This is a genomic window from Mesobacillus persicus (genome assembly GCF_900109925.1).
GTDB classification, from domain to species: Bacteria; Bacillota; Bacilli; order Bacillales; family Cytobacillaceae; genus Mesobacillus_B; species Mesobacillus_B persicus.
On record NZ_FOBW01000002.1, the window covers coordinates 1 to 23253 of the forward strand.

Below are 23253 nucleotides of genomic sequence, written 5' to 3' on the forward strand. Positions count from 1 at the left end.
GCTTAAAAAGTTAAAGAAAAATAAAAATTTCAAGAAAGTTAAAGATGCATTAATTCACTCGGATCAGGGAGTACACTACACCCATCCTGAATTCCAAAAAGCAGTAAAGAAATTAGGTTTACAACAATCTATGTCAAGAAGAGGTAACTGTTGGGACAACGCCCCCCAAGAATCATTCTTTGGGCATCTAAAGGACGAGGCCTCTATTAAAGCATGTAAAACTCTAGATGAATTGAAACGAGAAATTAAGCAATATATGACCTATTATAATCACCATAGATATCAATGGTATTTAAATAAGATGACCCCTGTTCAATACAGAGATCATCTTCTTAAAACTGCCTAGGCTTTTTTAAAATGTCCTTGACAAAGGGTACAGTTCATTAAAGTAAGCAGGCCTTTTTTATTAAGCACGTGATACGTATGAGCTGTCTGTTGTGTTGATGATTAAACGATCACCCTGATTTACGAAAAACGGAACCTGAACTGTAAGGCCTGTTTCTACTGTAGCTGGCTTTGTTCCACCTGATGCTGTATCACCTTTGATTCCTGGTTCAGTTTCCGTAACCTCTAACTCAACCGTGTTCGGAAGCTCTACACCAAGCGTTTCTCCTTGATACATCATGATTTGGACTTCCATGTTCTCTTTTAAAAATTTCAGTTCGTATTCAATAGTTGTTGCTGGGAGTTCAATTTGATCATAAGATTCATTATCCATAAATACGTGTTGATCACCGTTCGCATATAAATATTGCATTCTCCGGTTATCAATCTGAGCTTTCCCTACTTTTTCACCTGCACGGAACGTTTTTTCCTGGATAGCTCCAGTACGTAGGTTACGTAACTTTGAACGGACGAAAGCTGCCCCTTTACCAGGTTTTACATGTTGGAAATCAACAACGCGCCAAATGCTGTTGTCCACCTCAATAGTCAATCCTGTGCGAAAATCATTTACTGAAATCATTAATAAATCCTCCTAGCCTTATTAAAGAATGATTAACTCTTTAGATGAGTGGGTAAGCCTCTCATTATGTTCCTCTGTGATGATAATATCATCCTCAATTCTTACACCGCCTAGGCCAGGTATGTATATTCCAGGTTCAACTGTTACGACCATCCCAGGTTCGAGCACAATATCGGACTTTACAGATAAACCTGGACCTTCATGTACTTCCAGTCCAATTCCGTGGCCAGTCGAATGACCAAAGTATTCTCCATAGCCTTTTTCGGTAATATAGTCTCTTGTCAGTGCATCTGCCTGTTTCCCGGTTAACCCTGGTTTGATGCCGTTAACTCCTCGAAGTTGAGCCTCAAGAACAATATTATATATTTCCTTCAGCTTTTCAGTTGGCTGGCCAACCGCAATCGTTCTAGTGATATCAGAAACATATCCTTCATAGTAAGCCCCGAAATCTAGGGTTACAAAGTCCCCTGCTTCAATCACTTTGTCACTTGCTACCCCGTGTGGAAGGGCGGAACGATAGCCGGATGCCACGATGATATCGAATGATGAGGAAGTTGCCCCCAATGACCTCATAAAGAACTCTAATTCATTCGACACTTGTAATTCTGTTTTTCCAGGACGAATGAAGTCGAGAATATGTGTAAACGCAGCGTCAGCAATCTTCGCTGCTTCCTTTAATATCTTAATCTCTGTCCCATTCTTAATCAAGCGTAACTTTTCAATTTCTCCAGAAACAGGGACTAATTCCGCCTGAACTTCCTTTTCAAATACTTTAAACGTCGAAAAAGCTACATGGTCTTCTTCAAACCCTAGCTTTTTAACTTCTAGTTTTTTTGCTAGTTCGGCTACTTCTGCAGCAATAGTCCCTTTTTGCTTTATAACTTCATAACCCTCACATTGTTTGGCCGCTTGTTCCGTATAGCGGAAATCAGTAATAAATAGGGCCTTATCGACTGTGATTAGGACCGCCCCAGCCGTTCCCGTAAATCCAGTCATAAATCTTCTGTTAAAGTTACTTGTGATAAGCATCCCATCAAGGCCAAGCTCTTCAAGCCTTTTTTGTAGTTTTTGTAATTTATTCATTATATGACTCCTCTCCTACCACTCGAAAAAAAGAATGTTCAATAAGAACATTCTACCATACATGAATTCTTCCACCTACTCAGAGCTTATGACACTGGAGACTCTTTTGCTTCTTCTTCCCGAACGTTTCGCTCAGCTTCTTCAAACGAGATGGAGTAACCTATGAAAACTCCATATAAAAGATATATACAGGCCGTTGTTATGAGTGTGTTTCTTGATAGCTTCCAAAAGGACTCAATTCCGGGGAAAATAGGGTTTAACACATAAAAAACTAGCAAAAACAATCCTATCCCATACGCCATTCCTACCCACATGTTATTGAACCGTCTTAAAACTGCATAATATAACAAGGAAGCTCCAATGGATAAAACCCCGATGGCAAGTATAGAGAACACTGTACCAATCCACCCTTTTTTCCAATCACCTAGAGCCCAAGGTTCAAGGATTAAATTCGGACGAACTTCCGTAAAATTAAAGAAATAGGCAAGTAAAGCAAGAGAACTCCATACAATCCCACCAACTAAACCAGTAATAACGACCATGCTAATAAAGGACATTGGCTTTTCATGTTTATTCTGTTCTAGCCGCTTTTGATTTTCTTCCATTTCAAGCACCTCCGTTTGTTATTATGCCCACGCCCTTGCAATCCTTACATACTTTTCCCAATTATTTTGCTTCATCCCTTACCTAAATAAACTAGAGCTTTACGTGTTTTTTTGGTAAAATATAGTTAGGAAAGAAGCAAGAAACCCTCTGACAAAAGGCTCAGACTACAAATCTGTATAGAAGATTATCCATAAACTGAAAAAGTAGCAGGATTTGATTACGCGAATGAAGAAAATGTATAAAATAATTCAGTGACCAAGTTTAAAATAGGAAAAAAATGCTCATGATGCTTTTAGGGAGGTGGCTTTTTTGAAAAATAAAACTTCATTTTATATAGTCCTAGGACTAATCTTCCTAGCAGCAATTGGATTGGTTTCTTCGCTGGTTAAAGATCCAGGTGGCCTCATTAAGATGCTTGCAGGGATGGCATTGATAGTAGCAGTAATCTTTTTCTTAATAAATCGTTTTTCACAAGCTAGTCCTTCGCAGAATCATGAGCAACGCGCTTTTAAAAAAGCGGCCAAAAGGTCAAAAAAACGTTACCATTCAAAGGAGAGTTCCTCTCCACCCAAACGTTCGTCAATAGGTTCGCTCTCTGCAGCCAGAAAAAAAAGAAAAGATGCCTCACACCTTACTGTAATAGAAGGAAAAAAAGGCAAGAAAAAAAACCGGGCCTCGTTTTAAAAGGTCTGGTTTTTTAGTATCCCCACGTTTTCATAAACTTTACGGCACTATTCCATCCTAACTCAATAAGTGACCGTTTCTTTTCATCCGTTAATTCAAACTCTGTGGCCAGAATACCTTCGGTTGGGATAAAAATGATGTTTTTTTCATGCTTACGTGAGATATATCTAGCGTCATGAGCATCTTTCATTGTCTCAAAAAGGGCTTCAAACAGATTTATGGCATTATTAATTTTATGTCTCTGATGTTCACGTAAACTTGGGCTTAGCTTAACCCCTAGCACCGGACGTACCATTTTCACATTTTCTTTATCGAAAAGCCACATTGGAAAATTGCTGAGTACTCCGCCATCAACGACAACAGTTGATCCTTGATAGTCTTTTATTTTAACCGGTTCGAAAAAAAAGGGGAGACTACAACTCATTCTAATTGCTTTAGCAATTGAAAAGGTTTTAGGATTAATCCCATACTTAGGTAAATCATCTGGAAGTACAAGCATCGTTCCATTTGTTATATCAGACGCAATCACTCGCAAGCTCTCTGGTGGTAAGTCACCAAATTTCCTCAATCCTTTGGCTGCAAGCTTATTTTCTATCCAACGTTCAAACTCCTTCCCTTTATACAAACCTAGTCTCCAATAAAGGAAAAACCATTTTGCCAATGCTGTGGGAAGAAAAGTATGATGAGGATCCAAAAATGACTTCAAATCCATTTCATCAAGGATTTGGGCAATTTCTTTACTTGAATAACCAGCCGCGATAAAAGCAGCAATAATGGATCCGGCGCTCGTACCCGCAACTCGTTTAAAATGTAACCCCTTCTCCTCTACCGCTTTATAGGCTCCAACAAGAGCAAAGCCCTTTATCCCGCCTCCAGAAAAAACACCGTCTATATCCATACAAGCCCACTCCTATCTGTAACTTGCTTGTTACATCTTTAAGCGGGCAGGTTGTAAAATAGTACGGCGTACAAGGTAAAGTTTTTCATTTTAAGTGAAATATTGTATTTCAGCCTTTGGAAAAAATTCATGGATATACTCGCGAATGCTTGTCTCTAACTGGCTGGCTTCTTCTGTTTGGTAAACATACTTACCAATCCCATAGCGGCCCCATTTATATTTCCGTTTTTCTTCATCCATCTCTAACTTTGTTTTTGGATAACGTTTCATAATGACCTTTTTAGCTGGTTTGGTAAATCGATGTTGAATGAGTTCAAACGTTATATCATCAAGATTCACTCCATCTAGTGATTGATGGAGGCGCTCAAATAATTCGCGATAGCCTTCTTCCCAGCCCTCATGTCTATATATTGGTGCAACAATAAAACCAAGAGGATATCCTGCCCCTGCAACCTTCCTTGCTGCTTCGAGGCGTTCATCAAATGAAGAAGTACCTGGTTCAAAATTTTTGATGACATACCGGGAATTTATGCTAAAACGGAAGCGAGTCTTTCCATTGTGCTTTGCATCAAGTAGATGGTCGACATGATGAAACTTCGTTACGAACCTTAATTGGCCATATTCAGATTCTCCAAAATACTCGATTGCCCTTTTAAGTGAGTGTGTTAAGTGATCAATTCCGACGATGTCAGAAGTACAGGCAGCTTCAAACCTGGTTATTTCCGGTTTTCTTTCTTCCATGTATTTTTCGGCTTGTTCAAATATCTCATCAAGGTTCACATAGGTCCTAATGTATGGTTTACTTCCAAGAGTTGTTTGTAAATAGCAATAGTGACAATGCCCCATACAGCCCGTTGCAAGCGGAATGGCATATTCAGCTGAAGGTTTGGAGGTATCAAATTTCAGTGTCTTCCTTATTCCAACCACAAGCGTTGATTTAGCATTACGATACTGCTGCAATTCATTATCACCAGGAATTCCCCTTACTTGGTTATGTGAAGTCGTCTCTCTAATTTCAAGCCCCATGTCTTCAAATTTCTGTTTGAGTTCTTGTCCTAACGGATACTCTAATGCCCGAGGTTCGATATAGACAAGTTGCGGTACAAATGGTTCCAATTGATTCCCCTCATTTCTATAGACTCATCTAAAGATAGTATGGCTATGAAATGAGAAAAGAGGATGGAAAATTATTTCCATCCTCTACTTTGTATTATAAGCCACATTTTAATTGTGCATTACAGTTTGTACATGTATTACAGCCACCAATATCTTTAACTTCTCCTTTTCGACAAACAGGGCATGTATCTCCTACCTCTGAGCCGATGGTTACATTTGTCGAGCGAAGTTCGTTAATGGTATCAACTAAAACGACATGCTGTTTAGACTTTTCTTTCTTTGCTTCCTTATCTTCTTCAAAGCTATTTTCCTCAGCTTTTAAAGTTAGGACCTGCGAATCACGGGACCCGTCAACATAGACTGTTCCACCCTTTGCTCCACCTTTGTAAAGACGCTCGTACACTTTTTCAACCTGTTCAACACTGTACCCTTTAGGTGCGTTGACGGTCTTACTGATGGAGCTGTCAATCCAACGTTGGATAATGCATTGCACATCCGCGTGGGCTTCAGGTGCAAGTTCCATAGCTGCAACGAACCAGTTTGGAAGGTTTTCTGCATCTGCTTCTGGATGTGCATCTAGGTATTCCTGAACAATATCTGCTTTTACTTCAATAAATTTACCAAGACGGCCGCTTCGGAAGTAAGAAAAGGAAAAATATGGTTCAAGTCCTGTAGAGACCCCAACCATGGTCCCCGTGGATCCCGTGGGAGCAACAGTTAGCAAATGTGAATTACGAACTCCATTTTCGAGTATGGATTCACGCACATCTTCAGGCATTTTTTTCATAAATCCTGTGTTTATGAACGCATTTCTTAAACGATTTGTTTCTTCAGCAGTTTCCCCATCCAAGAACGGGAAGCTTCCTTTTTCTTTTGCAAGCTCAACTGAAGCTCGATAAGCTGTTGTCGCAATGGTTTCAAAAACTTTATCAACTAGTTCATTTCCTTTTTCAGAACCATATTCTGTTTCACAGTAAATGAGAAGATCGTGAAGGCCCATCACACCAAGACCAATTCGACGCTCCCCAAGTGCTTGCTTTTTATTTTCGGCAAGGAAGTAAGGAGTGGCATCGATGACATTATCCTGCATCCTAATCCCTATTTCTACTGTACGTTTTAATTTTTCAAGGTTAACAGTCTTTGTTTCCTTATCGGCCATTTCCGCAAGGTTAACGGCTGCAAGATTACAAACACTATATGGTGCTAGTGGTTGCTCGCCACAAGGGTTGGTTGCTACAACTTTTTGACCATATGCTTGTGCGTTTGTCATGTCATTGGCGTTGTCGATATAGAAAATCCCTGGTTCTGCTGAGTAAGTTGCACAGATATTGACTAGGTTCCAAAGTTCTTTTGCTTTGATTTTTTTGTATGTGCGTACTTTATAGCCAAGCTTTTCCCATTCGCGAACATCGCCAACTTTATGCCATTCTTCATTGTACGTTTTCATGGTTTCAGCATCATACGATTCAACATCCGGGAAACGCAGATCAAACTCCGCATCGTTCTCCACGGCATCCATAAATTCCTTTGTTAAGGTAATTGAAATATTAGCTCCTGTTAGGAATTCCGAATTGTGGACCGTATAATTACCGCCTGTCTCAAGCTTTTCTTCAGCATTCCTGATAATTTCCGCACTGAAACCACCGTAGCCTGGAATGTTTTTATAATTTATAATCCCTTGATACATTGCCTCTTCTTGCAAGGTCAACGGAGTGAACTTTAGTTTTTCTTTCGCATGTTTCTTAATCGTTTCGTCTTGAGTATTTTCGATCAAGAAACGAAGGATTCTTGGATTTTGCATTTTTGAAATAATGAATTCAATGATGTCTGGATGCCACGTACCTACCGTTCCTTTCGGAATATTTCGCTGCGCATTTAAGCAGCCGGACTAGACTATATCATCACCCTCAGCTTGATCTGTTAGGGGTCGGGCGCTTATGAGAGTTTATTGTTGGGACTCACTCTCTAGTCGTTTAACCTTCGCCATCACCTAAGCCCGATGACGCTTGGCTGCAGATTGTCCAATACTAGCAATTTTTAGAGCCGTCACGCCCACCGTTTCCAGTCACGTTGTGGCTTGCTAGCCTCTAAGGATTTTCCCGCAATTCACCCGATTTACTAATCGTTCATTTCTGAACGATGCGGACTAGTGCATCTTTTAATCCGCTAACATTATCATTTGAGCGCCACGCTGATTGTTACTAGCTAAGTTTTAGCCGGCTAGGGCATTTCTGCCTAGCTCTCATACTTTCATATGAGGTCAGACTATATCATCAAAGGATTTACCCCTCTGTCTCGTGCCCCAAAAGACCGTTACCGAATCTATGGTTTACTTTCACCTTAAAGATCACTTCTTAGGTGATTTCAATAGTCGTTGAACGTTCATCTTCGTTTCCAAAGATGCTTCGCTGCTGATTGCCCAATCCTTATCATTTTTGAACCATCACGCTCACCGTTACCGGTCACGTTGTGGTTGATATGGCTCTAAGGGTGTTCCAGCAATTCACGAGATTTTAATCCCGCCATGGCGTATTTAACGGGATCCCCCCTGCTCAACTAGATGAGTCAACTTCGCAATATCATCCAGCCAAGATACTGAGCCAGACGATTTTCCGTTAACACCTTTAGCAAGCGTATTTCGTGGTCTAAGCGTCGAACCATTCGTTCCGACTCCACCACCGCGGCTCATGATTTCCATCACTTGCTTGCGGTGTTCCGAGATGCCTTCACGAGAATCTTGAACAAAAGGCATCACGTAACAATTAAAGTAGGTCACGTCGGTATCTGCGCCTGCTCCGTAAAGAACGCGTCCTGCTGGAATGAAGTTTAAGCTTGATAATTCTTGATAAAACTTTTCAAACCATTCCTTGCGTTTTTCTTCTGTTTTCTCAACTGAAGCTAAGCCCGTTGCATTTCGTTTCGCAATCTGCTCATAGAACACTTCTAATGGTTTTTCAATCACATCGAGTGATTTATGGATGATTCCAGTTTTCGCTTCTTCGGGGTCATCAAGGACGCCGCGGAACTCTTCATCCACCAAAACCTTTGCCGTTTTTGATTCCCAATCAATGTCAAGAATAAACCCGAGGCCTCTTGCAGGAAATTTCGGATCTTCTTTAATCGTAAGAACGACAAAATCTCCCTCACCTAAGGTTACTTTCTCTGTGTCCTTAAATGTATAACGATCCAGCATGACAAGTCTGGATACCCCTTTATGGGTTGTCTTCATATCAGGGGTAATTGGATGAACCTGCGGAAACAAACGGATGTCCTTGTTCAGATTCTCAATATTAATATTCATTTTTTGGCCTAGCTCAACTGTCATGATCACATCTCCCTCTAGTAAAATTCAGTAATACCGTCCAGTTTTTACAAGGCTGATAGATTTAGCGTTGATTCTGGATGTACTTACGAATTACTCATACATTATCATATTAAAAGACATTAAATCAATATATAGTGTGTATTAAATTTTCGACAACACTATATATTGATTAAAGTTCGAATGAAATTAAATTTGTCAAACCTAGAATCAGTGAAAAAAAAGAGAGAAAAAGAGAGAAAGATTGATATCCACCAAAAAACGATAGAATTCAACAAATTTCACCGCTTGCGTTTTATCGAAGGACGCACGAATAACAAAAGGCTGTTTTCTAAAAGATTGTTGTTTTTCATTGGTCTTTAATTAAACCGGTTGTTCGAGCGAAGTCGCTTGACTCTTGCGGGAGCAGCGGGACAGGTGAGACCTAGGTTTAAATGGTCCGAGTAAGGGCCATTTAAACCCCGCAAGAGCGCAAGCGACGCTTACTGCCCGCCCCGCGGAAATCGACCGCTTTGTTCAAAAGCAACGAAGTTTGATAAAGGAGCCTAACAAAAAGATAGGAAAGCGACGTACTCCTTCCCTACCTTTTAAAATTCCACTCGTCAGACTCATATTTTGTTTTTGCAAGATTTAATACATAGTCCATTTCTTCATCTGTTAACGTATAGGGCTCTAATTCAATATTAAGTCCTTCTTCAAAACCTGCCTTAAACGCCTTCTTCGCTTCGTCCATCTCTACAGTACGGCCACTAATTTCCTTTATGGCGACTGCTTTTGTTTTAAAAGCTTTTTGCATTCGTTCTTTTACCCGTTCATTCGGATATTTAAATAAACTAAAAAGCTTGTCCTCATCTAAATCCAGTAAAATCGCACCATGTTGTAGTATAACGCCCTTTTGACGGGTCTGTGCACTGCCTGCAACTTTTCTCCCCTCAACAACAAGCTCATACCAGCTAGGAGCGTCAAAACAAACCGCAGACCGTGGACTCTTTAATGCGTTTTTCTCCTCATCTGTACGAGGAACGGCAAAGTATGCCTCTAGCCCTAAATTCTGAAAACCTCTCAATACCCCTTCAGAGATGACACGATATGCCTCTGTGACTGTTTTAGGCATTTCAGGATGTTCTTCTGACACGATTACACTGTATGTAAGCTCATGTTCGTGAAGTACTCCCCTACCGCCTGTAGGTCTACGAACAAATCCTAGCTCGTGCTTCTTCACTGCTTCCATGTCTATTTCTTTTTCTATTTTTTGAAAGTAACCAATCGACAAACTAGCAGGCTCCCAACCATAAAATCGAATGATGGGAGGGATCTTCCCCTCACTATGCCAATCAAGCAGGGCTTCATCTAACGCCATATTAAAAGCTGGCGAACCATTTCCTGAATCGATATATCTCCAAATTTCTTTTTTCATAGCCCAACCCCATTTTTCTTCGGCTTTCCAACCAGTCATTTATTTCACTTTACATAGTCTATCAAAAAGTTATTTTAAAAACAAAAAAAGATATCTCCCACGCGAAGGACACTAGCCGCTAGGGCGCTGGATACTAAAAACGAATACAATTATTCACACCCATTACCTTTTATAATTTCCTAGACGACGAAAAACAAGCTTTCCAATGAAATTCCTTTGCCCTACGAACAAATCACTTATATAATATAATTGGCTTAGTTAGAAAGGAGAAGGAACATTGGAAGCATTATATTTTCTACTTGTAGTAATAGGGGTTATCGTTGCTTACTCCGCTTTTAATTATTTCTATCAGCGCAGGTTCTTGAAAACCCTAACTGAAGAGGAATTTAAAGCAGGGTATCGTAAAGCACAATTAATTGATGTCCGAGAACCGAACGAATTTGATGCAGGACATATTCTAGGTGCTAGAAACATTCCGGCTTCGCAACTAAAAATGCGGATGAAAGAGATCCGTCCTGACAAACCTGTTTATTTGTATTGCCAAAGTGGGGCTAGAAGCGCAAGAGCGGCACAAATGCTCCACAAGAAGGGGTATCAAGAACTTTCCCATCTACAAGGTGGTTTCAAAAAGTGGTCAGGGAAAATTAAAGCAAAATAAATAATATATGAAAAAAATAAAAGTGCCCTAAGGGCACTTTTTTGATTACAACCTATCTTCACTTTAAGCTTTCTGGAAGCGTAAAATTGGCTTTCTAGCTGCTGTTGCTTCATCAAGTCTTCCAATTACGGTTGTATGTGGAGCTTCCTGAACGACTTCTGGATTGTCTTCTGCTTCTTTGGCAATTTGAATCATTGCATCAATAAATGCATCAAGAGTGTCTTTCGATTCAGTTTCTGTCGGTTCAACCATAATACACTCCTCAACATTTAGCGGGAAGTAAATGGTAGGTGGATGATACCCAAAATCGAGTAGTCTCTTTGCAATATCAAGTGTCCGCACGCCCAGCTTCTTCTGGCGTTTTCCACTTAAAACAAATTCATGCTTGCAATGCTTATCAAATGGAAGATCATAATATTCAGCCAGTCTTCTCATCATATAGTTAGCATTTAATACAGCATTTTCAGTAACAGCCTTCAGGCCATCTGGACCCATGCTGCGAATGTACGTATAGGCACGAACATTTATCCCAAAGTTTCCATAGTAAGGCTTCACTCGACCAATGGATTGTGGTCGGTCATAATCAAAAATGAACTCCCCATCACGCTTAGTAACTATTGGTTTTGGTAGGTATGGAATTAAGTCTGATTTTACACCAACAGGACCAGAACCTGGACCACCGCCACCATGCGGACCAGTGAACGTTTTATGAAGATTTAAATGGACAACGTCAAATCCCATATCCCCAGGGCGAGCTTTTGACAGAACCGCATTTAAATTTGCACCGTCGTAGTAGAGTTTTCCTCCTGCACCATGGACTATTTCAGCCATTTCGACAATGTTCTCTTCAAAAAGCCCCAGTGTATTTGGATTGGTTAACATTAAGGCCGCTGTGTCTGGACCTACGACTCTTTTTAGATCCTCGAGATCAACAAGACCCATTTCATTCGATTTCACTGTTACCGTTTCAAAACCTGCGACCGTTGCTGAAGCAGGGTTCGTACCGTGAGCAGAGTCAGGAACAATAACCTTCGTACGTTCCGTATCACCGTTTGCTTCATGGAACGCTCGAATCATCATTAATCCGGTCCACTCTCCATGAGCCCCCGCGGCTGGCTGAAGGGTCACTTCGTCCATCCCAGTAATTTCAATTAAGTGCTCCTGAAGATCATACATGAGCTCCATAGCTCCCTGGACAGAGCTTTCATCCTGAAGTGGATGAATATGAGCAAAGCCATTAAATCTAGCTACATTTTCGTTAATCTTAGGATTATATTTCATAGTACATGAACCTAGTGGATAAAAACCGGAGTCCACACCATGGTTTCGGTTAGAAAGTGCCGTATAGTGACGCATAATATCTAGCTCAGAAACTTCTGGAAGTTCAGCTTCCGCTTCCCGAACGTATTCTTCAGGAAGTAATTCTGCTAAATCAACTTCTGGAATATCCACCTCAGGCAGACTATAACCGATTCGGCCAGGACTGCTTAATTCAAAAATGAGTGGCTGGTCTTCCTTATGCATGGCAATCCCCCATTTCTTGGACAAGTGTATCAATTTCTTCCTTAGTCCTCTGCTCTGTAACAGCAATGAGCATATGTTCACTTAGTTCAGGATAGTCTCGACCTAAATCATATCCTCCGATAATTCCTTTGGAGAGTAGTTCTTCATTCACTGTTTTAACTGGTCTGTTCAATTTAACAACAAATTCATTAAAGGCTGGTCCTTCAAATACGACTTCAAAACCATTATCCTTGAATGTTTTTCTAGCATAATGAGCCTTTTGGATATTCGCAATCGCCATTTCCTTTACGCCTTTTTTACCAAGAGCGGTCATCGCAACAGACGCTGCTAGAGCATTCAATGCCTGATTTGAACAAATATTGGAGGTAGCTTTATCACGGCGAATATGTTGTTCTCTTGCTTGAAGTGTTAGAACAAAGCCGCGTCTACCTTCATCATCCTTCGTCTGACCAACAAGGCGACCAGGAGTTTTTCGCATTAACTTAGATGTTACCGCGAAATATCCACAGTGTGGACCACCAAATGCTGCTGGAATGCCAAACGGTTGGGCATCGCCAACGACAATATCTGCACCAAATTTTCCAGGAGGTGTCAAGGCACCTAAAGCTAGTGGATTACTAGAAACAACAAACAATGATTTTTGCGCATGAGTGATTTTCTCGAGTTCTACCATTGGCTCAATACGACCAAAAAAGTTCGGGTACTGAACCATAACAGCAGCTACATCACCATCCATCTGCTTGGAAAGCTCTTCTAAATCCGTAACCCCATCCTTATATGGAATCTCTACCACTTCAATGTACTGCCCTTTAGCATAAGTTTTCACTACTTCCTTAGACTCAGGATGGACAGCCGCGGAGATAAGGATCTTCTTGCGTTTCGTTTGCCCTGCACTTAACATCGCTGCTTCGGCAAGGGCCGTTCCACCATCGTACATAGACGAGTTGGCCACTTCCATTCCAGTAAGTTCACAAATCATTGTCTGGAATTCAAAGATCGCTTGTAATTCGCCTTGTGAAATTTCAGGCTGATATGGTGTATAGGCCGTATAGAATTCTGACCGTGAAATGACGTGATCAACAATCACTGGCATGTAGTGATCGTACACACCTGCACCAAGGAAGGAAGAGTACGTTTTTAAATCAGCATTTTTAGCAGCTAATCGGGATAATTCCTTCATTAAGGTAGGTTCGGATTTAGCTGGCTTAATCTTGTATTCACCTTGAAAGCGAACTTTTTCCGGAATATCGCTAAACAACTCTTCAATAGAATTGACACCGATTGTTTCAAGCATGGTTTGCTTATCACTTTCAGTCAGCGGTAGATAACGATGCTTCATGCTATTTCCCCTCTCTACTTCTTTTCTCGTTTATAAAATGGAATGCTAGTTACTACTGCTTTCAATCTCTTTCCACGAATTTCAACCTCGACCTCTGTACCAACCTCGGTAAATGCTTTTTCTAGTAGAGCAAGGCCGATATTTCTCTTAAGTGTCGGTGACTGCGTTCCTGTTGTCACTTCACCTATTTTCTTTTCTTCTTGATAAATTGCATAACCATGACGTGGGATCCCACGATCAATCATTTCCACACCAACAAGTTTTCTAGGTAGCCCTGTTTCTTTCTGTTGAGTTAATGCCTCTTTACCAATAAAATCCGCTTCTTTATTTAATTTAACTGCAAATCCAATTCCGGCTTCTAGTGGCGTGATATCCGGTGAAAGTTCCTGACCATAAAGGGCCAAGTTTGCCTCGAAACGAAGGGTATCCCTAGCTCCAAGACCACAAGGAAGAACCCCTTCCTCTTTCCCAGCTTCTAAGATATCATGCCAAATACTTGCTGCATCCTGAGGTTTGCAATATATTTCAAAACCATCTTCACCTGTATAACCAGTTCTAGAAATTAACGCCGACTTTCCATTTACATTAACTTCTTGGTTAAACTTAAAAAAGCCAATACTCCCTAAATCCAAATCACCTGCAAGCTGCTGCAAAACTTTTTGTGCAGCCGGGCCCTGAATCGCTAACTGAGCTAAGTCTTCTGAGATGTTCTTTAGTTCAACGTCTCCTTCAAGATGGTCTTCAAGCCACTTAAAGTCCTTTTCTATGTTGGCTGCATTGACGACGAGGAGATAGTGGTCTTGCTCAAGCATGTAGATAATTAAATCATCAACCGTTCCACCATTTTCATAGCACATTGCTGTGTACTGGGCTCCCTGAATTTTTAGTTTAGAAACGTCATTTGTCATCATTTTTTGAAGGAAAGCTAAGCTGTCTGTCCCTTTCAACTCAAACTCACCCATATGGGATACATCGAAAAGACCTGCTTTAGTTCGAACAGCCTCATGTTCTTCCTTTATTCCGGAGAATTGTACTGGGAGCTCCCAGCCACCAAAATCTATCGTCTTTCCTCCGTACTGTTTATAAACATCAAATAGCGGAGTACGTTGTAATTCTACCATCGATTTCCCTACCCCCTTGTTCCTGTTTGTTTTTGCTGATTATAGATGTTTTATAGCTTAAAAATGCAACAAAAAAAGGACAGAGTACCCCCTTGTATTACAAGTAGGTCTCTGTCCCTTTCACCTGAAAGTTTACCCTTTTCAAGGCTTTCCCCTTTGGTGGCTCCCTCGATGTGGAGCACTCTCCAGAGTTGCGTCAAACAAGTGTTCTTTTGCCTGAGAGATTCACATAAATGCTTGCTCCTTCGGCGCTACGATTGTAGTCTCTCCCCTTGCCATCATCCGCAATTATAAATTTGTCAATTTAAGGGCATGCTATAAGATAACACCAAATAATCAGCTATTTCGATTTTGCTATTGTAGTAAATTTCAAAACATTCAAATCTACTTTCATCCTATCATTATTAAGGTAGTTTCGGCAATATATTTTAACACTAAAGGAGTGGTCACCTTGACTGTTCAAATCAACTTCGATACCTCTTGGCAGGATGAACTTTTAAACAGGATTTCAAATGACGGTCCATGGGGAAGCTGGGATCTTTATAAGCTAGCTCTCGAGGTCGAAAGTCATACAATCATTCCAGAATTTGAAGGCTTGCAAGCCCCAAAGCATCTTTCCGACCTTACCCCATTACCCCACCAGCTTGAGGTAGCAAAACAGGTGGTTGAGAATATGAATGGAAAAGCCATTTTAGCAGATGAAGTTGGTCTTGGGAAAACAATTGAAGCCGGTCTAGTTTTAAAGGAATATATGATAAGGGGTCTTGTCAAAAAAGCTCTGATTCTTGTTCCAGCCTCACTTGTTTCTCAATGGGAAATGGAACTTAACAGTAAGTTTTTCATTCCTGCTGTTGCCCAGAAAAAGAGCTATGTATGGGAAAGGTTTGATGTTGTCGTCTCTTCTATAGATACTGCTAAACGCAATCCACACCGAGACATCATATACGAACAGAATTATGATATGGTCATTATCGACGAGGCTCATAAGTTAAAAAACAGCAAAACAAAAAACTATGAATTTGTCCAAAGTTTAAAGAAGAAATTTTGCTTGCTTCTTACAGCCACTCCAATCCAGAACAAAGTGTCGGAAATCTTTAACCTTGTCAGCCTATTAAAACCAGGTCATCTCGGAAGTGAATCGGCATTCTTTGAAAAATATAAAAAAGACGCCCGTTCTCTTAATGATAACGAGCATTTACGAGAGCTCGTAAATAAGGTTATGATTCGAAACCGACGCGAGGATACTGGAATTGAGTGGACCAAACGTCATGTAGAGACAATTCCTATCACATTTACAAAAGAAGAACAGGAATTATACAATAGCATCCACATTCTAAGAGACCAATCTAGCGGGGGACCTTCAAGTCCATTTTCGTTAATGACCCTACAACGGGAGGCGTGCAGCAGCCGAGAAGCCGTTTATTATACGTTGAAAAACATGCTCCAGCGACAACAAACACCATCGGCTGAATTTGAACAGAAGATAGCCTCTATTATTAAAAAGGTCGAAGCTGTTACAACGAACTCCAAAGCAGTTAAAGCGCTAGAGCTTATCAAGAAAATCGATGACAAGGTCATTATTTTTACCGAGTACCGCGCAAGTCAACTTTATCTTCAATGGTATCTACAACAGAATGGAATTACATCCGTACCATTTAGAGGGGGCTTTAAACGCGGGAAAAAGGACTGGATGAAAGAACTCTTTGAGAAGAAAGCCCAAGTGTTGATTGCAACGGAGGCAGGTGGCGAAGGAATTAACCTTCAATTTTGTAATCATATCATTAACTTTGATTTACCATGGAACCCAATGCGGCTTGAACAAAGAATTGGAAGAATTCATCGGCTAGGTCAAAAGAAAGATGTCATGATTTATAATTTCGCTATTAAGGATACCGTAGAAGATCATGTACTTAAGCTTTTATATGAAAAAATTAACCTTTTTGAAAAAGTGATTGGTGATTTGGATGACATCTTAACTAAACTCGATTTCGGAAAGGTAGAAGACCATCTAATGGATATCTTAAACCAGTCTTCTTCTGAGGGAGAGATGAAAATTAAGATGGAAAACTTTACTTCAATGATTCAATTTGCAGAAGAAATGACGGAAGGAGATTCACATGCAGCAACAGGAAATACATAACTTTCTTCTAAAGTATTTTGAAGCAAATAAGTGTGAGCTAGTCCAGTCCCAGTCCGGTTACATGACTGTTCAACTGACGGAAGAGATGGATAAAGAGCTTATGAACCGGCCATTTTACTGGCATTATCTAGAAAAAACGGGTGGAGTACCTAACCCTATGCAACTTACTCTAATTACAAACCAACAACAAATAAATGGAGATATCAAAGGAGAAAATATTCATTTTGGCTCGCCTAGACTCCACCAGATTTTTGCTTCAACAAAAAAACTAGCTGGATATATACGGCTATATGAAGATTATCAAGGAGCACCTGGGAAGCAAACCCCCTTGCTTCCTTGGCTTTGTATTAATGCAAAAATCTCCTATCAATGTGATCGAAAGCGAGATATTTACCAATCGATTGGTCTTCAACTTATCAATGGCCGTATGGTAACTGACTTTCATGATCGGATGTTAAAATTACCTTTAACACCAAAGATTCCTGACTATGCGTTCACCCTCTCGCCGCTCATTATGCCTAAAAGTGGTGTTACAAGGATTGAGAATATGTTAAGGACAAAGATTTCCGAAGAGGATCATACCTGGGCAACAGAAGCAAGAGAGCGCTGGAAGAAAGACCTTGATTTATTAAACCATTTTTATAAGGATGTCGAAAACGAATTAGAGAGCTATGAAAATGAAAAACAAGCTCTTAAAGAGCAATTCGAACCAAAGATAGATATTTCAATTATAAACGGCGGACTCTTTTATCTTACTGATAACGCGATGTAAACCCTGATGTACAGCAGGAAAGAAGACCCAGCCATATAGCCGGGTCTTCTTTTTTCTACCGCTGTCTTCGTTTAATTAAAAGCATAAAGGCATATGGCAAAATGCCAAACCACCTGTATACCATTGGCGACCTGCCTGATTTCTTTTCAACCTTATTCCTGACTCTTTCCTCTCTAGGCTGATCCGCATACTTCACTACAGTCTCCGTTATATATTTCACATAGTCATTTGTCTTCATAGAAACACCTACCTTTTTCCCTTACAAGTCTCTCCTAGATTCTTTCCTTTTAACCTTCTGCCACTAATTTTTTTCAATCCATTTTACCCATTTCTTTTGGACCTTATCATAATGAGCCAGAGCAATCCATTGTTCCATTGAGGATAACTTGAGTGTAAACATCACCTCATCCAACGCCGTACTAAGCACTTTACGCTGATAAGCAATTTCCCCATTCGTGTAGATGAACCTCCCTGAGGGTGGTAACTGCCCATTCATCAAAAGTTTTTCTGTTTCTTTTACAGCCGCAAGCATATAATACTCCCCAACCAATATCGTTTCCGTTTCTTTATAAAAACGTTTCTCAGCCACATATTGCTCGATACCAATCAAGAAAAAAAGAGCGAAAAAGGTTAGCATGCATAAAGATAACGGATAAGTAAAACCTTTCTCATTATTTTTCATTTTATATCCACACTTATTATCGATCTTAAATAGCCCTCATAATCTACACCATTTAAATCTGTCACTGAAATAGTAAACCCTGCGCGCAATCTCTCAAACTGAACAGAAACTACATTTTGCAAGAGAATTTCGTGACCAGTATAATTTACTCTTCTCCTAAGATTGGATCCATACTTCTCATACAAAATGGTGTCATTATTTCGTTTCAGTAGTAATTTATCTTCTAGCACAGTAATTTCTGTCGCTAACCGAATTTCTTTTTTCATCTGACTATAGAATACCTCCCATTCCATCCTTTGTATTCCTTGATCAATGACTTCATGGGAAAGCACCGTCCTAATTCCGATTGGCAAAAAAGACATTAACATACAAAACGCCGTTAATGCTATAAGCATTTCAACTAAGGTAAAGCCCTGTTCATTCCTCCCATGCACACTTCGATATTTTTTGTGTGAAATACCCATCGAAATCGACACACACCTCCACTAAAGATTCGGGACTGTGATTGATAGCCCTGATTGTAAATACCGTTCCATTCCGATTAATACTTTCATTTCCAAGTGGTTCAGTTCTGATTTTCATCTCTTGTAACCGGTCATACAATAGATGAAGAGCATCTGCTTCACGTCGAAGATCAACAGACTGAGTAATAAGAGAAATAGAAAGAGGGAGCAGAACACATGCGGCCATGAGCCAAGCAGACAGTGAAAGGAGGAGCTCCGCAATAAAAAAACCTTCATTCTTCAACCACATAGAAACGCCCTCTTCCTATTAATACCGTCATTCGATAAAGCTTGTTTCCGATTTCAATATAAAACGAACCAAATCGGTTCGTATTCCCATCAGGCAAAAATTGAAAATAAAGATTCAACGTTCCTTCCCTGACTTTGACATTAGGAGAATATTTTCTTTCTACTAGCATCGGACCATTAAATCTAGTCCTTATATAATAATAATTTGACTCAGGCATAATATGGATGGTGACCTCTTCCTGATGAGAGATAGCATGTTGTTGGGCTAAGAAAAGGTCGGATTTAAGTTGCGAGAAGAATAAATGGCTATCAAGAAGATTATAGGTAGGCTTTAGTAGCATCGAAGACGCAAGGGACATAACAAGAAACGCGGAAAGAACAATAAGAGTTTCGATTAAGGTGAAACCATTTTTCTGACTATCCATTTAATTTGTAGCAGTTGATGCAACAGCTTCCACGACTCCCCCAGCTGTTAAGGTGATTACACGCCCATCAGGGCAAGATGTTTCACTTGCATTCAAATACTTAGCTGTTACTAACTCAGTGATATCCTTAGGAAGTTTTTTATTATCAATATTATAGGCTTGGACTTGCCCCTCCACCATTTTAACAAGAGCCTCACAACCCTTTTTGTTAATCGTAGCATTATGTTGGGTAACATTCGGAACAGTAATAATTAAAAGCACAGAAATAACTAACAATACAATCATCATCTCGATTAATGTAAATCCTTTTTCGTTTTTCATTCCAATCATCCTTTTCTAATATTAGATTCCCTGAATCAATTTAAACATTGGAAGAAGTATTGCTAGGTATAGGGCTACAATGAGAATACCAATCATGCAATACAACGCTGGCTGAATAATTTTCATGCCTCTCCTTGTTTTTTCTTCAAGGAGAGTGAGACAATGGCGACTATAAAAATGCAATTCCTTATCCAATCTTCCGTTTTCCTGCCCATGTCTAATGATTCGACCAAGCTCCTCCTCAAAGAATGGATAAGCAAAAATAACCTTATCTAGGTCTTGTCCATTAGAGAGACTCTCTTTAATCTCACTCCCAAGCTCTGCTGAAAACGGTGACTGTTTGTGTCTTTCAAAAATTTGTAGTGCTTCAATTACTGACATACCACTAGAGAGAAGATAGCTCAATTGGGTCGTAAAAAAGTGGGAATACAAAAGCTTCAAGAAGTTTCCAGCGAGCGGGAGGCGGACAAGCCTTTCCCGTTTTTCTAGGCTTCGGTACTTTCTAAAAATAACAAGGTAGTAGATTATGCAACAAACAGAGGCTAGCAAGAAAAGAAACATAAACAGAGGGGCATACATTTCGACCGTTGAAAGGACTTTTGTAAATAGAGTTGGCTCAACATCCATATTCTGATAGAGAGAGGAGAATCTCGGAAGCAGTGCTTTATTAACAAAGTAAAATAGTAAGATGGTTAGAAAAATTAAAAATAATGGATAAGATAGGAGGCCTTTCAGCCTTTGATAATCAGCGTTTCTCCTTAGTACCATCACGCTCCCTTCTATGATGGCATCCGCTAGGCCCCCATGCTGTTCCGCAAAATATACATAATTAACAAGATCTTTGTTAAAATTCAAATCTGAAAGGATTCGATAGAATGGATGTCCTTCTCTTAGATTAACTAGACACCCTTTAATCTCTTCCTGCCTCTTAGGATCAAAATAAAAAGAGAGGGAGTCAATTGCCTCTGCTAATGGATAACCTCTTGACAATAATTCACCGATCCTTTTCAGGAAACTTGCCTGCTCCTGCACAGACCATTTAGCGTTCCTGTTCATCTAATATCCACCTCTTAAATTCTTCTTCCTTTATAAACCCCAAAGCGATTCCTTTAGATACGGCATCTCTTAAGGTTGCGTAGCGAGTCCCTTCGTCAATTCCCTTTGCCTGTCTTAGAACGGCAGTTAATGAGTTTCCGGTTAAGACTTCAAAAACACTTCCCCTTTTGCCACGGCCAGAAGTATAGCAATAAGGCGAACACTCTTTTTCACAATACGGACATGCCAGCTCAACTAATCGTTGTGCTGTCACGGCGATCAAGGTCTGTTCTATTTCAAGCCAGTTAATTCCGAATTCGAGCAGGCGGTAAATGGCTCCTTTTGCATCGCGCGTATGCATCGTAGTTAAGACCAAATGACCTGTTAACGCAGCACGAACGGCAATTTCTGCAGTTTCCTGATCACGGATTTCTCCGACCATAATAATATCTGGGTCATGACGGAGGATTGCCTTTAACCCCGAAGCATAAGAAATTCCCGCCTTCTCATTTACTTGAATTTGAAGAACAGTATCATTCTGTTTTTCAATTGGATCTTCTAATGTAATGACATGTCGGTTAATCATTTGCGAGGCTTCGGAAAGAAGTGAGTAAAGGGTTGTCGTCTTGCCGCTCCCCGTTGGTCCGGTAAGAATGACCAATCCATGGGCATGCTTCATTAGAGAAATTAGTTTTTTTGACGTATTCGGGAATAAACTTAACTGATAGAAGGGAATTTGATTTTGCTGAGGAAGAAGGCGGATGACCATACTTTCACTTTTTGTTGCCGGAAGTGTAGAGATTCGAAGTCCTACTTCAATGCCCTTGTAACAGTAGGAGAACGCTCCACTTTGCGGTCGTCTTTTATCACCTATATCCATGGATGAGATGAATTTAAAATGAGAAATGAGCCGTTCACAAACAACTTTCTCGAGGGTATACCTTTGCAGGAGTTGGTTTCCGAGGCGAAACTTAATCATTGTGTCTTTGCCATGGGGTATGATGTGGATATCAGAAGCGCCTTTTTGCAGAGCATCATTTAAAATGCTGTCCGCTAATGCTTGTATCGATCTTTCAATTTCAAACACCACCTCTCGGGTTAATAGAGAAGAGATTCTCCAGGAATTTGTAGCTTTCCTGCTTCCTTTTAAAAAAAAATATGAATAAAGTGTGACAGGTTTTCAAACCGCTAAAAATGCCTCCATCGTTCATGATTTCGCCATTTAGTTGTGAACATTTTCTAAACATATAGTGTAAACAGTGTAAACCTCATTCCAAACCATTTTCAGCTGTATTATAATAAAGAAAATTAAAGCAGTATGAGGTGAAGCAGAGTGGAACAAACATTGAAAATAACAAGTGTTTTATCCGATCCCACGCGCTATTATATTTACCAGTACATTACGAAACGACATAAAGATGTTACCGTACAAGAAATTGCTGATAACTTTGAAATACACCCAAATGTGGCAAGACTACACTTATCCAAATTAGAAGATGTGAACATGCTCGTATCAGAAACTAAGAAAACTGGAAAAGGGGGACGTCCTAGCAGGCTTTACCGCTTATCCGAAGACGTCATTCAGTTAAATTTTCCATACCGGGATTATCAACTATTATCAAAAATAGCTATGATTACCATGATGTCTCTTGGTGACGAGGGAAGGAAAGCTCTCTACCTCACTGGCAAACGCCTAGGTACTGAGTTAGTAGAACAGGAACTATCGAGGCACCATCAACATCCTGATGAACTTTCATTCGAACAAAAACTGAATATCGTTAAAGGCGCAGCGACATTGGCTGGCTTCTACCCTGAATTTGAGGCAAATAATGAACAAACTAAGATCTATTTCCAAATCTTCAATTGCCCGTTTAAAGAAGTCGCGATTGAACACCCAGAAACTGTTTGTACAATGCATGTTGAATTCTTACGTGGTATGTTTGAATCTCTTTTTGAGGATATCGAATTAATTGAAAAAGAAAACTTAATCGCAGGATGTGATTCTTGCACATATCAGGCATTGGTTGCGCATTAATACAAAGCTTATTTACATTTCCCTCCTCTTTACTTTATAATTGGTATGTGATGGACTTGTAAGGTAAAAGGAGGGATGGCTATGGATAGGATGTACAGGGTTTTAGGATTCTGGACAGGTATTTTCGCAGTCATGTTTTTTGTAGGGGATATGTATACAGCGTCCTTACTATTTTTTGGACAAACAGGGTTTTTCTTGCTTTTAAGTTATTTGAAATTATCCGAACGCATGTATATTTATATCTTCGGAGCATACTTAACGGTTTTCTTTGCAGGATTTACTTACTACACCACATTTTTAATGGGGAATGGACCAGCGGGGCACTAAAACCAAAGGTCAAACAAAAAAAGCGATGGAAC

Annotated in this window: 25 protein-coding genes, 1 pseudogene and 1 riboswitch; of the genes and pseudogenes, 7 read left to right on the plus strand and 19 right to left on the minus strand. The window is 40.0% G+C overall.

Annotation, left to right across the window (positions count from 1 at the left end; translation table 11 throughout):
* Positions 1-346, plus strand: a 346-nt coding sequence (locus BMX30_RS02550) for an IS3 family transposase (protein ID WP_139195374.1), incomplete at its 5' end; no start/stop codon positions are given.
* Positions 347-406: 60 nt separating this feature from the next.
* Here the strand turns inward: BMX30_RS02550 and efp are convergent.
* From efp to BMX30_RS02565, 3 genes are all read right to left on the minus strand, one after another.
* Positions 407-964 carry an elongation factor P gene (efp, locus tag BMX30_RS02555; RefSeq protein ID WP_090740913.1) on the minus strand — a complete coding sequence of 186 codons (558 nt, stop codon included), beginning with the start codon at positions 962-964 and terminating at the stop codon, positions 407-409.
* A 21-nt stretch (positions 965-985) separates the two neighbouring features.
* Positions 986-2047 carry a M24 family metallopeptidase gene (locus BMX30_RS02560; protein ID WP_090740915.1) on the minus strand — a complete coding sequence of 354 codons (1062 nt, stop codon included), beginning with the start codon at positions 2045-2047 and terminating at the stop codon, positions 986-988.
* 86 nt (positions 2048-2133) lie between these two features.
* Entirely contained in the window at positions 2134-2652 is a 519-nt protein-coding gene (locus BMX30_RS02565; protein ID WP_090740917.1) for a YqhR family membrane protein, read from the minus strand.
* A 301-nt stretch (positions 2653-2953) separates the two neighbouring features.
* On the opposite strand from BMX30_RS02565, the gene BMX30_RS02570 reads away from it, so the two are divergent.
* Positions 2954-3337 carry an SA1362 family protein gene (locus BMX30_RS02570; RefSeq protein ID WP_342028057.1) on the plus strand — a complete coding sequence of 128 codons (384 nt, stop codon included), beginning with the start codon at positions 2954-2956 and terminating at the stop codon, positions 3335-3337.
* Between the two features lie 13 nt (positions 3338-3350).
* Here the strand turns inward: BMX30_RS02570 and BMX30_RS02575 are convergent, their stop codons facing one another.
* The 5 genes and pseudogenes from BMX30_RS02575 to BMX30_RS02595 all read right to left on the minus strand — a co-directional run bounded on the left by BMX30_RS02575 (position 3351) and on the right by BMX30_RS02595 (position 10090).
* On the minus strand, positions 3351-4235 hold the full coding sequence (locus BMX30_RS02575) for a patatin-like phospholipase family protein (RefSeq protein WP_090740921.1): 885 nt from the start codon (positions 4233-4235) through the stop codon (positions 3351-3353).
* 90 nt (positions 4236-4325) lie between these two features.
* A complete protein-coding gene (splB, locus tag BMX30_RS02580) occupies positions 4326-5351 on the minus strand; it encodes a spore photoproduct lyase (protein WP_090740923.1) in 1026 nt (341 codons plus the stop codon).
* Between the two features lie 94 nt (positions 5352-5445).
* Positions 5446-7197, minus strand: a pseudogene (locus BMX30_RS02585) (vitamin B12-dependent ribonucleotide reductase); the annotation flags it as partial.
* Between the two features lie 687 nt (positions 7198-7884).
* Positions 7885-8676, minus strand: a complete 792-nt coding sequence (locus tag BMX30_RS02590; RefSeq protein WP_090740926.1) for a ribonucleotide reductase N-terminal alpha domain-containing protein — start codon at positions 8674-8676, stop codon at positions 7885-7887.
* Positions 8677-9253: 577 nt separating this feature from the next.
* Positions 9254-10090: a lipoate--protein ligase family protein gene (locus BMX30_RS02595; protein ID WP_090741817.1), complete on the minus strand. Its 837-nt coding sequence runs from the start codon at positions 10088-10090 to the stop codon at positions 9254-9256.
* Between the two features lie 277 nt (positions 10091-10367).
* Between BMX30_RS02595 and BMX30_RS02600 the strand changes: the two genes are divergently transcribed.
* Positions 10368-10748 (plus strand): rhodanese-like domain-containing protein, encoded by a 381-nt coding sequence (locus BMX30_RS02600; protein ID WP_090740929.1) that lies wholly within the window; start codon positions 10368-10370, stop codon positions 10746-10748.
* Positions 10749-10811: 63 nt separating this feature from the next.
* Here the strand turns inward: BMX30_RS02600 and gcvPB are convergent, their stop codons facing one another.
* Genes gcvPB through gcvT form a run of 3 tightly spaced genes read right to left on the minus strand, consistent with a single transcriptional unit; the run spans position 10812 to position 14732 of the window.
* Positions 10812-12272 (minus strand): aminomethyl-transferring glycine dehydrogenase subunit GcvPB, encoded by a 1461-nt coding sequence (gene gcvPB, locus BMX30_RS02605; protein WP_090740931.1) that lies wholly within the window; start codon positions 12270-12272, stop codon positions 10812-10814.
* Positions 12265-13611, minus strand: a complete 1347-nt coding sequence (gene gcvPA, locus BMX30_RS02610) for an aminomethyl-transferring glycine dehydrogenase subunit GcvPA (RefSeq protein WP_090740933.1) — start codon at positions 13609-13611, stop codon at positions 12265-12267. The genes gcvPB and gcvPA overlap by 8 nt, the downstream gene beginning before the upstream one ends.
* Positions 13612-13625: 14 nt before the next feature.
* Positions 13626-14732 (minus strand): glycine cleavage system aminomethyltransferase GcvT, encoded by a 1107-nt coding sequence (gcvT, locus tag BMX30_RS02615; RefSeq protein ID WP_090740935.1) that lies wholly within the window; start codon positions 14730-14732, stop codon positions 13626-13628.
* A 194-nt stretch (positions 14733-14926) separates the two neighbouring features.
* Positions 14927-15014, minus strand: a riboswitch (glycine riboswitch).
* 169 nt (positions 15015-15183) lie between these two features.
* On the opposite strand from gcvT, the gene BMX30_RS02620 reads away from it, so the two are divergent.
* Both BMX30_RS02620 and BMX30_RS02625 read left to right on the plus strand, forming a co-directional pair.
* Positions 15184-16872, plus strand: a complete 1689-nt coding sequence (locus BMX30_RS02620; protein ID WP_090740937.1) for a DEAD/DEAH box helicase — start codon at positions 15184-15186, stop codon at positions 16870-16872.
* Entirely contained in the window at positions 16850-17644 is a 795-nt protein-coding gene (locus BMX30_RS02625; protein WP_090740939.1) for a YqhG family protein, read from the plus strand. Before BMX30_RS02620 ends, BMX30_RS02625 begins: the two co-directional genes overlap by 23 nt.
* Before the next feature lie 55 nt (positions 17645-17699).
* Here the strand turns inward: BMX30_RS02625 and BMX30_RS02630 are convergent, their stop codons facing one another.
* The 8 genes from BMX30_RS02630 to comGA all read right to left on the minus strand — a co-directional run bounded on the left by BMX30_RS02630 (position 17700) and on the right by comGA (position 21946).
* The gene (locus BMX30_RS02630; RefSeq protein WP_090740941.1) at positions 17700-17882 is read right to left on the minus strand and encodes a YqzE family protein; all 183 of its coding nucleotides are present in this window, start codon (positions 17880-17882) and stop codon (positions 17700-17702) included.
* Positions 17883-17945: 63 nt separating this feature from the next.
* Positions 17946-18326, minus strand: coding sequence for a competence type IV pilus minor pilin ComGG (gene comGG, locus BMX30_RS02635; RefSeq protein ID WP_090740943.1), 381 nt, complete (start codon positions 18324-18326; stop codon positions 17946-17948).
* Positions 18323-18790: a competence type IV pilus minor pilin ComGF gene (gene comGF / locus BMX30_RS02640; protein ID WP_090740945.1), complete on the minus strand. Its 468-nt coding sequence runs from the start codon at positions 18788-18790 to the stop codon at positions 18323-18325. The genes comGG and comGF overlap by 4 nt, the downstream gene beginning before the upstream one ends.
* Positions 18744-19079 carry a hypothetical protein gene (locus BMX30_RS02645; protein ID WP_090740947.1) on the minus strand — a complete coding sequence of 112 codons (336 nt, stop codon included), beginning with the start codon at positions 19077-19079 and terminating at the stop codon, positions 18744-18746. The genes comGF and BMX30_RS02645 overlap by 47 nt, the downstream gene beginning before the upstream one ends.
* Complete coding sequence (gene comGD, locus BMX30_RS02650) at positions 19063-19503, minus strand: competence type IV pilus minor pilin ComGD (protein WP_090740948.1); 441 nt, start codon at positions 19501-19503, stop codon at positions 19063-19065. Before comGD ends, BMX30_RS02645 begins: the two co-directional genes overlap by 17 nt.
* Positions 19504-19824, minus strand: coding sequence for a competence type IV pilus major pilin ComGC (comGC, locus tag BMX30_RS02655; RefSeq protein ID WP_090740950.1), 321 nt, complete (start codon positions 19822-19824; stop codon positions 19504-19506). It lies immediately after the preceding gene.
* Positions 19825-19845: 21 nt separating this feature from the next.
* On the minus strand, positions 19846-20880 hold the full coding sequence (gene comGB / locus BMX30_RS02660) for a competence type IV pilus assembly protein ComGB (RefSeq protein WP_090740952.1): 1035 nt from the start codon (positions 20878-20880) through the stop codon (positions 19846-19848).
* On the minus strand, positions 20864-21946 hold the full coding sequence (comGA, locus tag BMX30_RS02665) for a competence type IV pilus ATPase ComGA (protein ID WP_280139925.1): 1083 nt from the start codon (positions 21944-21946) through the stop codon (positions 20864-20866). The genes comGB and comGA overlap by 17 nt, the downstream gene beginning before the upstream one ends.
* Before the next feature lie 246 nt (positions 21947-22192).
* Here comGA and BMX30_RS02670 point away from each other — a divergent pair, with 246 nt between their 5' ends.
* Together BMX30_RS02670 and BMX30_RS02675 are read left to right on the plus strand one after the other, a co-directional pair.
* Entirely contained in the window at positions 22193-22894 is a 702-nt protein-coding gene (locus BMX30_RS02670) for a helix-turn-helix transcriptional regulator (protein WP_090740953.1), read from the plus strand.
* Between the two features lie 81 nt (positions 22895-22975).
* Positions 22976-23221: a DUF2626 domain-containing protein gene (locus tag BMX30_RS02675; RefSeq protein ID WP_090740955.1), complete on the plus strand. Its 246-nt coding sequence runs from the start codon at positions 22976-22978 to the stop codon at positions 23219-23221.
* Positions 23222-23253 lie beyond the last annotated feature (32 nt).

Excerpts from the sequence above, each read along its gene's own strand:
- comGB (WP_090740952.1), bottom strand. The coding sequence starts at position 20,880 with ATGAACAGGAACGCTAAATGGTCTGTGCAGGAGCAGGCAAGTTTCCTG.
- BMX30_RS02590 (WP_090740926.1), bottom strand. The coding sequence starts at position 8,676 with ATGACAGTTGAGCTAGGCCAAAAAATGAATATTAATATTGAGAATCTG.
- comGF (WP_090740945.1), bottom strand. The coding sequence starts at position 18,790 with ATGGGTATTTCACACAAAAAATATCGAAGTGTGCATGGGAGGAATGAA.
- BMX30_RS02595 (WP_090741817.1), bottom strand. The coding sequence starts at position 10,090 with ATGAAAAAAGAAATTTGGAGATATATCGATTCAGGAAATGGTTCGCCA.
- comGC (WP_090740950.1), bottom strand. The coding sequence starts at position 19,824 with ATGAAAAACGAAAAAGGATTTACATTAATCGAGATGATGATTGTATTG.
- BMX30_RS02575 (WP_090740921.1), bottom strand. The coding sequence starts at position 4,235 with ATGGATATAGACGGTGTTTTTTCTGGAGGCGGGATAAAGGGCTTTGCT.
- BMX30_RS02625 (WP_090740939.1), top strand. The coding sequence starts at position 16,850 with ATGCAGCAACAGGAAATACATAACTTTCTTCTAAAGTATTTTGAAGCA.
- BMX30_RS02565 (WP_090740917.1), bottom strand. The coding sequence starts at position 2,652 with ATGGAAGAAAATCAAAAGCGGCTAGAACAGAATAAACATGAAAAGCCA.
- gcvPA (WP_090740933.1), bottom strand. The coding sequence starts at position 13,611 with ATGAAGCATCGTTATCTACCGCTGACTGAAAGTGATAAGCAAACCATG.
- gcvPB (WP_090740931.1), bottom strand. The coding sequence starts at position 12,272 with ATGCATAAGGAAGACCAGCCACTCATTTTTGAATTAAGCAGTCCTGGC.
- efp (WP_090740913.1), bottom strand. The coding sequence starts at position 964 with ATGATTTCAGTAAATGATTTTCGCACAGGATTGACTATTGAGGTGGAC.
- BMX30_RS02675 (WP_090740955.1), top strand. The coding sequence starts at position 22,976 with ATGGATAGGATGTACAGGGTTTTAGGATTCTGGACAGGTATTTTCGCA.
- comGG (WP_090740943.1), bottom strand. The coding sequence starts at position 18,326 with ATGAAAAATAATGAGAAAGGTTTTACTTATCCGTTATCTTTATGCATG.
- BMX30_RS02645 (WP_090740947.1), bottom strand. The coding sequence starts at position 19,079 with ATGTGGTTGAAGAATGAAGGTTTTTTTATTGCGGAGCTCCTCCTTTCA.
- gcvT (WP_090740935.1), bottom strand. The coding sequence starts at position 14,732 with ATGGTAGAATTACAACGTACTCCGCTATTTGATGTTTATAAACAGTAC.
- comGD (WP_090740948.1), bottom strand. The coding sequence starts at position 19,503 with ATGGATAGTCAGAAAAATGGTTTCACCTTAATCGAAACTCTTATTGTT.
- BMX30_RS02630 (WP_090740941.1), bottom strand. The coding sequence starts at position 17,882 with ATGAAGACAAATGACTATGTGAAATATATAACGGAGACTGTAGTGAAG.
- BMX30_RS02560 (WP_090740915.1), bottom strand. The coding sequence starts at position 2,047 with ATGAATAAATTACAAAAACTACAAAAAAGGCTTGAAGAGCTTGGCCTT.